The sequence below is a fragment of the Dechloromonas sp. A34 genome, assembly GCF_026261605.1.
Taxonomy (GTDB): domain Bacteria; phylum Pseudomonadota; class Gammaproteobacteria; order Burkholderiales; family Rhodocyclaceae; genus Azonexus.
This window is the reverse complement of the sequence record NZ_CP102486.1, coordinates 4,745,493-4,757,803: the sequence shown is the minus strand read 5'-3', so window position 1 is coordinate 4,757,803 and position 12,311 is coordinate 4,745,493. Positions and strand designations below refer to the sequence as shown.

The following is a 12,311-nucleotide window of genomic DNA, read 5'->3' as shown; positions in this document are numbered from 1 at the left end:
TGACGACTGCACTCCTCCCCGCCCGTTGATCGATTCTAACCGGCGGCTTTAGCTATTTGATTTAACGACTGTTTTTATAACAAAACAGGCGGCATCGAGGCCGCCAGAGAAGGCGTGATTCTACCCCTCATCAGGCTAGTTATCCACAGCTTTGCGAAATAATTGATCTTGACAGCAAGGCATGTATCAAGGTGTAATCACGTGTTTTTCTTAGCACATCAAGGGATTACAACATGAAACGCACGTATCAACCGTCGGTCGTGCGCCGCAAGCGCACCCATGGCTTCCTGGTTCGTATGCGCACCAAGGGTGGCCGTGCAGTTATTGCTGCTCGTCGCGCTAAAGGTCGCACACGTCTGGCCGTTTAACCGGACGTTGGGCGAGGTGGATCAAACCTTCGCCAGACGCTATCGCCTGACAAAAACGGATGAGTTCTCATCCGTTTTTGGTTTCAGGAAGGCGATTCGCGGCAAATTGCTGATGTTGCACTATCAGCCGAGGCCTGCCGGTAACGACGAAGCGCGCCTTGGCGTGGTCGTAGCGAAGAAGCTGCTCAAAAGAGCAGTCGATCGCAACCGGGTGAAGCGCGTCGTTCGCGATCAGTTTCGCCGTCGACGCGCCGCTTTGCCGGCTTATGACCTGATCGTGCGACTGGCTGCCAAGCCGCTGCCGCTCGATGCCGGCATGCTAGCCAGCGAATTTGTCGCACTGCTGGGTAAACTGCCGCGGCTTCGGCCAAAGCAGGAAGAATGATGAAACGCCTGTTGATCGGACTGCTTCGGGTCTATCAATATGCGATCAGCCCCTTTCTGGGGCGACGCTGTCGCTATTTTCCGAGTTGCTCGGAATATGCGGTGGAGGCTGTACAGAAACATGGTGCCATCAAGGGTGGCTGGCTCGGCGTCAAACGCGTCTGCCGCTGTCACCCCTGGCATCCCGGCGGGTACGATCCCGTACCCTGATTGAGAATGCTTGCTTACATAGGCCGTTCATGGACACTCGACGCCTGATACTGGTTTTGATCTTCACGTTCTCCAGCTTCATGCTGTGGGAAAACTGGCAGAAGTACAACCAGCCGAAACCGGCCGCCGAGGCCTCAACGGCCAAAGGCACAGCCGGTGCTGCGCCGACGCCGACGGCCAATCTGCAGGCTGGTGCCGCGGTTCCCGCCGCACCCGTCGCGGGGACGCCTGCCGTGGCGACCGCCGAAACCTTCACGGTCAGCACCGATCTGCTGAAGGCGACCATCTCCGCCCAGGGTGGAGATCTGGTCAACCTTGAACTGATCAAGTACAAGGAACATGACAACAAGGACAAGAATTTCGTCCTGTTCGACGCCAAGCATCAGTTCGTCGCGCAAAGCGGTCTGATTGGCGAGGGGCTGCCGACCCATCGCTCGAATTTCAAGCGGGTCGACGGTGCCACAGTGCTGGCCGATGGCGCCGACGAGCTGAAAATTCGCCTCGAAGCCAACGCCGTCAATGGCGTCAAGGTCACCAAGATCCTGACTTTCAAGCGTGGCTCGTACCTTGTCGATGTCGCCTGGGAAGTCACCAACGGCAGCGACAAGGCCTTCGCCCCGCATGCCTACTTCCAGTTACAGCGCGATGACATCGCCCGGCCGGTGAAACAGCCATGGTGTCGACCTTCACCGGTCCGGCCGTATTCACCGAAGCCGAAAAATACCAGAAGGTGGATTTCAGCAGCATCGCCGACAATAAGGCCAAGTTCGCCAAAACGGCAGACAACGGCTGGCTGGCCATGGTCCAGCACTATTTCGTCGCCGCCTGGGTGCCGAAAGAGAAAACCCAGCGCGAGTTCTACATGCGCAAGCTGGAAGGCGTGAATGCTTACCAGGCCGGCGTCATCGTGCCGATGGCCGAAATTGCGCCGGGCGCCAAGGGTGAAACGGCAGTCAGTCTCTATGCCGGTCCGCAGGAACAGTCTGCCCTCAAGGCAATTGCACCGGGACTCGACCTGGTGGTCGACTACGGCTGGCTGACGGTCGTAGCCGCACCCATTTTCTGGGCACTGGAAGCCATCCACAAGCTGGTTGGCAACTGGGGCTGGGCGATTGTCGTGCTGACCATCATCATTAAGGCGATCTTCTTCCCTCTCTCCGCTGCATCCTACAAGTCGATGGCCAAGATGAAGCTGCTGACGCCGCGCCTGATGCAGTTGAAAGAACGATTTGGCGACGACAAGCAACGTCTGAATCAGGAAATGATGAAGATGTACCAGACCGAGAAGGTCAATCCCCTCGGTGGCTGCCTGCCAATCCTGGTGCAGATTCCCGTCTTCATTTCCCTCTACTGGGTGCTGCTCGGTGCCGTCGAAATGCGCGATGCACCGTGGATACTGTGGATCAAGGATCTGGCCTCGGCCGACCCCTATTACATCCTGCCGGTCATCATGATGGTTTCGATGTTCATCCAGACCAAACTCAACCCGACGCCGCCGGATCCGATCCAGGCCAAGGTCATGATGATGATGCCGCTGATCTTCGGCTTCATGTTCTTCTGGTTCCCGGCCGGTCTGGTGCTCTACTGGGTGGTCAACAACGTGCTGTCGATTGCCCAGCAGTGGCAGATCACGCGCATGATCGAAGGCGGCGGCAAGGCTGCCAACGACGCCAAAGCGTGACGTGAAATCCGACACCATCGCCGCCATCGCCACGGCTCCCGGCCGTGGCGGTGTCGGCGTCATCCGCATCTCGGGCAGCAATTTGCTGCCCTTTGCTTTTGCGCTGACCGGCAAGACCCCAAGCCGCGCTACGCCACCCTGGCCGATTTCAAGGCCGGCGACGGCAGCACGCTCGACAGCGGCCTGCTGCTCTATTTTCCCGATCCACATTCCTTTACCGGTGAAGACGTCATCGAGTTGCAGGGCCATGGTGGTCCGGTCGTCATGCAGATGCTGCTCGCCCGTTGCCTCGATCTCGGTGCCCGCCTGGCCGAGCCCGGCGAATTCAGCCGCCGCGCCTTCCTCAACGGCAAGCTCGATCTGGCCCAGGCCGAGGCGGTGGCCGACCTGATCGATGCCGCGACGGCCAGTGCCGCCCGTTCGGCCGTCCGTTCGCTGCAGGGTGAGTTCTCGAAAGCCATCCACGGCCTGACCGACGAGTTGATCAACCTGCGCATGCTAGTTGAGGCGACGCTGGATTTTCCCGAGGAAGACATCGATTTCCTCAAGGCCGCCAATGCCTTTGGTCGCCTGGAGCGCCTGCAACTCAACCTGGCCGAGATTTTCGACCGCGCCGGTCAGGGCAAACTGCTGCAAAGCGGCCTCCACGTCGTTTTAGCTGGCCAGCCCAACGTCGGTAAGTCCTCGCTGCTCAATCGGCTAGCTGGCGACGATCTGGCCATCGTCACGCCGATTGCTGGCACGACACGTGACGCGCTGCGCTCGACCATCCAGATCGAAGGCATTCCGCTGCACATCATCGACACCGCCGGCCTGCGCGAAACCGAGGATGAAGTCGAGAAGATCGGTATCGAACGCAGCTGGAAGGAAATCGAGCGCTCCGACGTCGTCCTGCTGCTGGTCGATGCCCGCGCTGGGGTGGCCGACGCCGATCGTGAAATTCTTGGGCGACTGCCCGAGCGCCTGAAGCGCATCACGATCTACAACAAGATCGACCTTTCTGGCGCTCAGGCCGAACGCCACGACGAACCGGACACCACAGCCATCTCACTGTCCGCCCGCTCCGGCGAAGGCATCGAACTGCTGCGCCAAGAATTGCTGCGCATCGCCGGCTGGCATCAGACGGAAGATGTCTTCATCGCCCGCGAGCGCCACCTGCGCGCCTTGGCCAGCGCTCAGGAACACATTGCCGCTGCCCGTCAGGTCGTCGAAAGTGCAATGCCGGCACTTGAATTGTTTGCCGAAGAACTTCGCCTGGCCCAGCAGGCCCTCGGCGAAATTACCGGCGAATTCACTGCCGACGATCTGCTAGGCGTCATTTTCAGCCGCTTCTGCATCGGAAAATAGAAATTTTTTTTCGGTCTTAAAAGCTGTGCGCAAGCTGTCAGCACTTTGTGGGTAAATACTGAATATAGCTTTTTCGAAAAACTGTGCACATTTCATCCACAGCTGATTCAGTGCTTTCTGAAGAGCCTATATAAGCATTTAACTTATTGAATAAAAAACACTTATTCAAGTTATCAACAGAACTGTTCCTGATATAGTCATAGTAGTAGTTTTATTTATAGATCTTATTAAAGAACCAAGAGGACACCCGCAATCGTGAGTTATTCAGTTTTACGGTAATTTTTGTGGTCGGGGTTCTGATCGTCAAATTCGCTTGAGATACTTTCGCGCTGCTGTAATTCGTTTTCCGGAACTCATTGCCGAGAGTATTTACTAATAAAATTCGGTCACTTCGTCAGAGGAAAAGCTCATGCGCATAACGCTTGTTCACCCGGCTGGGTTCAATTTCGTGCCGGGGCAGCCCGATTTTTCAGTACTTGCCAACCGCATGCCACCTATCGGCATCATGCAACTGGCTTCCTGGCTGGAAAAATTTGGCCACAACGTGCAGTTGCATGACTGTCTCGGACCCTATTCGCCACCAACGATTGCCGAGAACGCTGAGATCGTGCTTGCCACCGATCCGGAAATGGTTGGTTTTTCAGCCACTACTTCCGGTTTCATGGATGCCGTCGAGCTTGCGGCCTATATTCGCGAGCGTCGGCCGGAGATCAAGATTGTTTTCGGCAACGTTCATGTTTCGTCGCTCGGTGCGCCGATCCTCGAACACTTCCCGGAAATCGACTATCTGGTGATTGGTGAAGGCGAAGGCGCCCTGCTCGAACTGGCCGATGGCAAGCCGCTGAAAACCATCGGCAATCTGATCTATCGCGACCAAAGTGAACAAGGCGGCGGCAAGATCCGCATTAATCCGCGGCTCGACCGCATTCTCGACCTCGACGAACTGCCCTTCCCTGCCTACGAGAAGCTGGCCGGCTTCCCGCATGCTTACCACTTGCCGCTCTTCGCCTACGAAAAGCGCTACGGGGCGACGATGATCACTTCCCGCGGCTGCCCCTACACCTGCTCCTTCTGCGATCGCACGGTATTCGAGCGCCTCTACAAGACCAATTCGGCGCAATACACCTACGACCACATGAAGTACCTGCGCGACAAGTTCGGCGTCTACCACATCAACATGTACGACGACCTGTTTACCGCCAAGAAACAGCGTGTTTTCGAACTCTGCGAACTGTTGATTGAAAAACCGCTGGGCATCCAGTGGAACTGCGCCATTCGTACCGGCCACACGTCCGACGAAATGTTGGCCAAGCTCAAGCAGGCGGGGGTGCTGATGGTCTCGATGGGCATCGAATCGGCCGATCCGGCGATGATGGAACGTCACAAGGCCGGCGTCACGCTCGATGCCGTGCGCGACACGGTGCGCCAGATCCACGACGCGGGCCTGCGCGCCAAGGGCCTGTTCATTTTCGGCATGCCCGGCGAAACGCCGGAGACGGTCAAGACGACCAGCGATTTCATCATGTCGCTGGAGCTCGACGAGATGAACATGACCAAGTTCAGCCCGCTACATGGCGCGCCGATCTGGGACGAATGTGCCAACAGCAATGTTTCTGGTGAGTTCATCGAGGACTGGCGGCTGATGAACTGTCTGAATTTCGTTTTCCTGCCGCACGGCTTCAAGTCGCGCGAGGAGATGGACGCTCTCTACAACTGGCATGTCAAACGCTTCTACGACAGCAAGGGCTACCGTCGGCGCTTCGCCAAGCGGCTGTGGGCGCATCGCTGGAGCCTCTGGCACGTCCTCAAGCATTTGCCGGAAACCATCGCCGCTGCCCGCTATTTCAGCGCCAACAAGGAGCAGCTAGAAAAGGCCAAGCGCGAATTCAAACTGCATCCGCGCCAGCCGGTCGGCATCAAACCCTTCCTCAGCCCGGAACTGCAGGTGGACAACATCGTCTCGATGTCGCCGGTCAAGATTTCGCGGCGCGAAGCCATGAAAACGGTGCTTCAGGTTATGGAGGAATCGGGCTCCTGTTGCACGCCGCCGAGTTTGCAAGCGGCGGTATAATCTCCGGTTCGGGGGATTTGACCATGATCAAGAAAAGCATTGCTTGCCAATTACGGCTATTGAGCGCAATTGTCGCCACGACATCGCTGGTGGCCTGTGCCGGCAAGGATGCCCCAACGACCGATCCCCAGGCGGAAAGCGGCAAACCCGCTGCGTCGGCCAAGAAGGAAACCTACCTTCGCAGCGGTTACGCCTGCTGCAACCTACATTACGACAAGGACTGGATCAGCGACTCCAATCTGGCCCAGTTGCCCTTCATCGCCGCCGGGACGCCGATCAATGTCAAGAAGATCGACGGTTACCGCGCCTATGTCGAAGTCGATGGCAAGGCGATGCGCCTAGGCCACGACTACGGGCGGGCCCAGGAGAGCACCGAGCAGTGGGTGAATAAGCTCGTCGTGCTCGACGACCCGAAGGCCAAGATCGCCAAATTCGCGCCTGCGGTACGCAATGCCATCGTCAAGGGCCAGCTGATGAAGGGGATGACCAAGGAACAGGTCGTCATGGCGGTCGGCCACCCACAGACCAATGAAAATCCGAAGCTAGACGGTCCCTACTGGCGCTACTGGTGGTCGAGTTTCGGTCCCTATTACGTGTATTGGTCCGGCAACAAGGTAAGCAAGATCGATGGCCATTCCGAAACGGTTGGCTACATGACCTACAAAGGCAAATAATTCTTCGCCGCCACAGAGAAACAGACAGGGTTCAACCCATGGAACAGCAAGCGAAGGAAATTGAACGTCAGGAATGCGACGTTCTGGTGATTGGTGGCGGCCCGGCTGGGACGACCGTGGCGCCATTGCTGGCGGAAAAGGGTTATCGCGTCGTGCTGCTCGAGAAGGCAAGGCACCCGCGTTTTCATATCGGCGAATCGCTGTTGCCGGCCAATCTGCCGCTTTTCGAAAAAATGGGCATCGCCGACCAGGTCAAGGCAATCGGCATGGTCAAGCCGGGCGCCGAGTTCGTCTCGCCGCACCACGAAATGCCTCAGGTCTTCCATTTCGCGGATGCCTGGGACAAGACGATGCCCTATGCCTACCAGGTCAAGCGCGATGAGTTCGACACCATCCTGATCCGCAATGCCGAAAAGAAAGGGGTCGAGGTCCACGAAAATTGCAAGGCCAAGGTTGTCGATTTTCTGCCCGACAACAGTGGAGCCGTGGTCAAGGCGCAGAACGACGACGGCAGCCAGCTCGAATGGAAAGCGCGCTTCGTAGTCGACGCCTCCGGGCGAGACACCTTCCTCGCCAACCGCTTTCAGATCAAGCATCGCAATCCGAAGCACAACAGTTCGGCGATCTACGGCCATTTCGCCGGCGCCAGGCGCCACGACGGCCAGGCTGAAGGCAACATCACCATTTTCTGGTTCGAGCACGGCTGGTTCTGGTTCATCCCGATGATGAACGACGTGACCAGCATCGGCATGGTGACCTGGCCGTACTACATGAAGACCATCGGCGAGCGCAGCCTGGGAAAATTCCTGATGGACGGCATCGCCATGTGTCCGGCGCTGGGCGAACGCATGAAGGAAGCCAAACTGGTCAACAAGGTCGAGGCGACCGGCAACTTCTCCTATGTCTCGGAGCGCAATCACGGCCAGAACTACCTGCTGCTCGGCGATGCATACGCCTTCATCGATCCAGTGTTTTCCTCCGGCGTGCTGCTCGCCATGAACAGCGGCGTGCTCGGTGCCGAAGCCATCGATACCTGCCTGCGCCAGCCGGCACAGGCCGCCGCCGCCCTCAAGCGTTTCGATGCGCTGATGAAACACGGGCCAAAGGAATTCTCATGGTTCATCTATCGGGTGACCAATCCGATCATGCGCGACTTCTTCATGCATCCGAAGAACATTTTTCGGGTCAAGGAAGCCCTGCTCTCGGTACTGGCCGGCGACATCTTCGGCAAGACGCCGATCTGGCGCTCGATCAAGATGTTCAAGCTGCTTTACTACATTGCCAACATCATCCAGCCGAAGCGCGCTTTCATTGGCTGGAAACGTCGGCACTTCAACATTCGCCCGGTCGAAGTTCCACCCGTCTATAACGCCTAGTGACTCTGCGCCTGATTTCCCAAACCCTGCAGCCGACCGATGCAGCCCGCGTTTCACGTGAAACGCGGGCTGTTCTGGGTGGTGCCCTGCTCGGCCAGCCGAGCGGCCTTGCCGTGCCGTTGTGGCCGGTGCAGCGGATTGCTGCGCCCGTGCTCGGGGCGGGGGCAGCAGTCGTCGAGGAAAGCTGGCAGGCGGATCAAACCCTGCTCTCAGGCCAGAGCGAAGGGATCGTCTGGAGCCGGGCCGGCAACCTGCTCTATGGCGTGATCGACTTGGACGAATCCCTGTTTGCCGTTTCGCTGGCTTCCACCCCCTTGCAGGCGGCGAGCAACGAAGCCTATCGCCGCATTTTCCGCCTGCTCGAGGCCCAGCAACTGCCGCATTTGTGGCGGGTCTGGAATTACCTGGCCGATATCACCGGCGAAAGCCACGGCCTGGAACGCTACCGGCAGTTCAACATCGGGCGCCAGGATGCGTTCCTCGAATTCTGCCGGGGTGCCACCGGCAACGTGCCGGCAGCCTGTGCCATCGGCCTGGCCGAAAGCCCGCTCTCCATCGCCTTCATGGCCGGCGACCAGCCGGCGGTGCCGGTCGAGAATCCGCGCCAGGTCAGCGCCTATCACTACCCGGCGGCTTACGGGCCGCGCAGCCCGACCTTTTCCCGGGCGGCGCTGGTCTATCCGCCGGGTCAGGAAATCCTGTTCATCTCCGGCACGGCCAGCATCGTCGGCCACCAGACGGTGCATCCGGGCGATGTCGTCGGCCAGTGTCGCGAAGCGCTGACCAATGTCGCCGCGGTCGTCGCCGAGGCCAATCGCCTGGGCCGTTCGCTGCCCTATGCCCTGAACGAGTTGTCCTATCGGGTCTATGTCCGGCATGCCGGCGATTTTCCGGCAGTGCGCGAAACGCTATCGCCGTTGATCGGGGCCAAGGCGGAAGCTGTCTATCTGCAGGCCGATATCTGTCGGGCTGATCTGTTACTGGAAATTGAGGCGGTGGCCTCGCACACGCTGGGGAATAGCTGATGTCCGTGCCGAGAAAAAACCAGATAGCCCGAGTGGCCGTAGCCTGCCTGGCCTTTTTTGCGCTTGCCGCCCAGGCGGCCGAAGAGCGGCCACTCTGGGAAATCGGGGCTGGGGTGGCGGCTTTCAGCTTCCCGATGTATCGCGGCTCGGACCAGACCAACAATTTCCTGATGCCGGTGCCGCATTTCACCTATAACGGCGATTTCTTCAAGGCTGACCGCCAGGGCATTCGCGGCAGCCTGTTTGATTCCGACCGGGTCGATCTGACGATCAGCATGGCCTTGTCGCCACCGGTGGCCAGCGAGGACATCAGGGCGCGCAACGGCATGTCGGATCTGGAAGCTACCTTCGAGATCGGCCCGCAGCTGGATTTCACCTTCTGGCGTTCGGAAAACAAGGCCCGCTTCGTCAAATTGCTGATGCCGCTACGCGCTGCCATTACCGTCGAAGGGTCGCCCAAAGATATCGGCTGGGTCTTCCATCCCAAGCTGAATATGGACATTACCGACCTCCCCGGCCTGCCCGGCTGGAACCTTGGCACGCTGGCCGGTCCGCTGTTCGGCGACAAGCGCCAGCACGCCTATTACTACTCGGTGGCGCCACAATTTGCCACGGCGACCCGTCCGGCCTACGAGGCCGAAGCGGGCTATGCCGGCATGCAGTATCTGGTCGCGCTGTCCAAGCGCTTCCCGAAATACTGGGTGGGCAGTTTCTTGCGCTATGACAACCTGACCGGCGCCACTTTTGAGGATAGTCCGCTGGTTCGCCAGAAGGACTATTTCGCGGCCGGCGTCGCCATCACCTGGATTCTCGGAGAGTCGTCCACCCGCGTGATGGTGAATGACTGATCCGCGACGGGCAGGCAACCCGCTATGGATTGCCTACGAATACGTCGCCATGGTCATCGGCCTCGGCTCGCTGGCCATTATCTGTATCGGCTGGCTGCCCTTCGCGCTGATCTTCAATCCCCTGCTTTCCCGTGCGCGCGGCCAGCGCTGGGGACGCTACATGATCATGGACGGCTTCCAGACCTATCTGAATGTCCTCTCCCGCTTTTGCGCCTGCCGTTTCGATCTCTCTGAACTCGATCAACTACGCGGCGAGGGGCCGCTGATCCTGGCCGCCAACCACCCTTCCCTGCTCGATGCCGTGTTGGTCGTGTCGCGTCTTCCCAACGCCGTCTGCGTCATGAAGGCTTCGCTGATGGACAATATCCTGTTCGGTGCAGCGGCCCGTCTGGCCCGCTACATCCGCAACAACAATCCGCTCGAGATGATCCTCAGCGCGCGTGAGGAACTGCAGGGCGGCGCTCATCTGGTGATCTTTCCCGAGGGCACGCGCACCGTTAACTTCCCGATTGATCCCTGTTCGCCGAGCACTGCACTGATCGCCGGACGCACCGGCATCCCGGTGCAGACGCTACTCATCGAGTATTCCGTGCCCTATCTCGGCAAGGCGTGGCCGCTCTGGAAGCGGCCGGCCCTGCCGCTGCATTGCCGTATCCGCCTGGGGCGGCGCTTTCCCGCGCCGGCAAGCGCCGCCGGCCTGACCCGCGAACTCGACGGCTATTTCCGCGAAGAGCTCGGCCGGAAATCGACGCACAGCACCATCACGTCTTGATCGACATGCCGCAAAAATCGTCTACCCACCTCGTCCTGATCCCCAGCTACAACCCCGGCCCCAAGGTCTTGACCACTATTCGTGCCGCGCTGGCCCAGTGGTCGCCGGTCTGGGTCGTGGTCGATGGCAGCACCGACGGTAGCGCCGAATCCCTACAGGCCCTGGCCCGTGAGCTCGAGGGCCTGAGCGTAATCGTGCTGCCCGAGAACCGTGGCAAGGGCTCAGCGGTACTGGAAGGCATCACGCGGGCTGCTGCGGCCGGCTTCACGCATGCCCTGACCATGGATTCCGACGGCCAGCATCCAGCCGACCTGATCCCTACCTTCATGGCGGCCTCGCAGCAGCAGCCGGCGGCGATGGTGCTCGGCAAGCCGGTGTTCGACGCCGATGCGCCGGCCCTGCGCGTCAATGGCCGCAAGGTGTCGAACGGCTGGGCCAATCTGGAAACGCTGTGGATGGGCATCGGCGACTCGTTGTACGGTTTTCGCGTCTATCCGATCGCTCCGTTGAGGCGTGTGATGCTGTCCAACCGCTGGATGCGGCGCTTCGATTTCGATCCCGAGGCGGTCGTCCGCCTGTGCTGGGCCGGCGTCCGGCCGCTCAACCTCGCTGCCCCGGTCCGCTATTTCCGAGCCGACCAAGGCGGCGTCTCGCATTTTCGCTACCTGCGTGACAATACGCTGCTCACCTGGATGCACACCCGGCTTTTCCTCGGGTTCGTGTTGCGCCTGCCCGTGCTGCTCTGGCGTCGCCTAATTTCCCCTCATTGAGTCACCGAATCCATGCCTCGTAACGCTGCCATCAGGTCCGATCCGCGTCTGCAAAGCTATTTTTCCGGCGAAGACGAACGCCGCAGCGCCACCCGCGCCATGTTCGATCAGGCCGCTGGTGGCTATGACCGGGCCGAGCGGATCACCGCCCTCGGCAGCGGCGCCTGGTATCGCCGCGACGTACTGCGTCGCAACGGGCTGCGTGCCGGCATGACGCTGCTCGACGTCGCCGCCGGCACCGGCCTGGTCGCCGTCGAAGGGCAGCGCCTGATCGGCCCGGCCGGCCGTCTGCTCGCCCTCGACCCTTCGCCGGGCATGCTGGCCGAACTGCGCAAGAAACTCGATGTGGAAACCATCGAAGCCTACGCCGAGTCGATTCCCCTGCCCGCCGATCACGTCGATTTCATTTCGATGGGCTATGCCTTGCGCCACGTCGGCGATCTCGACCAGGCCTTCGCCGAGTATCACCGCGTGCTGCGCCCGGGCGGCCGGGCCTGCATCATGGAAATCAGCCGGCCGCAAAGCCGCCTCGGGCAACTGGCGATGCGCGGCTACATCGGTGGTGTCGTCCCCTTCCTGGCCCGCCTGACGCGCAGCCAGACCGACGTCAAACGCCTCTGGGCCTACTACGGCGATACCATCGAGCTGGCCATCGAGCCCGCCCTGATTCTCGACGCCATGCGCCGCGCCGGCTTTGTCGATGTGCACTGCGCGGTGACCTTCGGCGTCTTTCGCGAATATCTCGGGCGCAAGGCCTGAGTCGTCCTGCTGCCACGTGTCCTGAA

The 12,311-nt window shown here is 59.9% G+C and carries 11 protein-coding genes and 2 pseudogenes; all 13 read left to right on the top strand.

The window, feature by feature from the left end; all coding sequences use genetic code 11:
- The first annotated feature begins 233 nt into the window (after positions 1–233).
- The 13 genes and pseudogenes from rpmH to NQE15_RS23650 all read left to right on the top strand — a co-directional run bounded on the left by rpmH (position 234) and on the right by NQE15_RS23650 (position 12,285).
- Positions 234–368, top strand: coding sequence for a 50S ribosomal protein L34 (gene rpmH, locus NQE15_RS23715; protein ID WP_011289924.1), 135 nt, complete (start codon positions 234–236; stop codon positions 366–368).
- Positions 310–753, top strand: a complete 444-nt coding sequence (rnpA, locus tag NQE15_RS23710) for a ribonuclease P protein component (protein ID WP_265945390.1) — start codon at positions 310–312, stop codon at positions 751–753. The genes rpmH and rnpA overlap by 59 nt, the downstream gene beginning before the upstream one ends.
- On the top strand, positions 753–962 hold the full coding sequence (gene yidD / locus NQE15_RS23705) for a membrane protein insertion efficiency factor YidD (RefSeq protein WP_265945388.1): 210 nt from the start codon (positions 753–755) through the stop codon (positions 960–962). Before rnpA ends, yidD begins: the two co-directional genes overlap by 1 nt.
- Before the next feature lie 29 nt (positions 963–991).
- Positions 992–2,643: pseudogene (gene yidC / locus NQE15_RS24150) on the top strand (membrane protein insertase YidC).
- Between the two features lies 1 nt (position 2,644).
- A pseudogene (gene mnmE, locus NQE15_RS23690) lies at positions 2,645–3,990 on the top strand (tRNA uridine-5-carboxymethylaminomethyl(34) synthesis GTPase MnmE).
- A 409-nt stretch (positions 3,991–4,399) separates the two neighbouring features.
- A complete protein-coding gene (locus NQE15_RS23685) occupies positions 4,400–6,061 on the top strand; it encodes a B12-binding domain-containing radical SAM protein (protein WP_265945384.1) in 1,662 nt (553 codons plus the stop codon).
- A gap of 23 nt (positions 6,062–6,084) precedes the next feature.
- Complete coding sequence (locus tag NQE15_RS23680) at positions 6,085–6,735, top strand: hypothetical protein (protein ID WP_265945382.1); 651 nt, start codon at positions 6,085–6,087, stop codon at positions 6,733–6,735.
- A 38-nt stretch (positions 6,736–6,773) separates the two neighbouring features.
- Positions 6,774–8,111 (top strand): NAD(P)/FAD-dependent oxidoreductase, encoded by a 1,338-nt coding sequence (locus NQE15_RS23675; protein ID WP_265945381.1) that lies wholly within the window; start codon positions 6,774–6,776, stop codon positions 8,109–8,111.
- The gene (locus NQE15_RS23670) at positions 8,111–9,136 is read left to right on the top strand and encodes a hypothetical protein (protein ID WP_265945379.1); all 1,026 of its coding nucleotides are present in this window, start codon (positions 8,111–8,113) and stop codon (positions 9,134–9,136) included. The genes NQE15_RS23675 and NQE15_RS23670 overlap by 1 nt, the downstream gene beginning before the upstream one ends.
- Complete coding sequence (locus NQE15_RS23665) at positions 9,136–9,984, top strand: MipA/OmpV family protein (protein WP_265945377.1); 849 nt, start codon at positions 9,136–9,138, stop codon at positions 9,982–9,984. Before NQE15_RS23670 ends, NQE15_RS23665 begins: the two co-directional genes overlap by 1 nt.
- Positions 9,977–10,756, top strand: a complete 780-nt coding sequence (locus NQE15_RS23660) for a lysophospholipid acyltransferase family protein (protein ID WP_265945375.1) — start codon at positions 9,977–9,979, stop codon at positions 10,754–10,756. Before NQE15_RS23665 ends, NQE15_RS23660 begins: the two co-directional genes overlap by 8 nt.
- Positions 10,757–10,761: 5 nt before the next feature.
- Positions 10,762–11,526 carry a glycosyltransferase family 2 protein gene (locus NQE15_RS23655; RefSeq protein WP_265945373.1) on the top strand — a complete coding sequence of 255 codons (765 nt, stop codon included), beginning with the start codon at positions 10,762–10,764 and terminating at the stop codon, positions 11,524–11,526.
- A gap of 12 nt (positions 11,527–11,538) precedes the next feature.
- Positions 11,539–12,285, top strand: a complete 747-nt coding sequence (locus NQE15_RS23650; protein WP_265945371.1) for a class I SAM-dependent methyltransferase — start codon at positions 11,539–11,541, stop codon at positions 12,283–12,285.
- Positions 12,286–12,311: the final 26 nt, after the last annotated feature.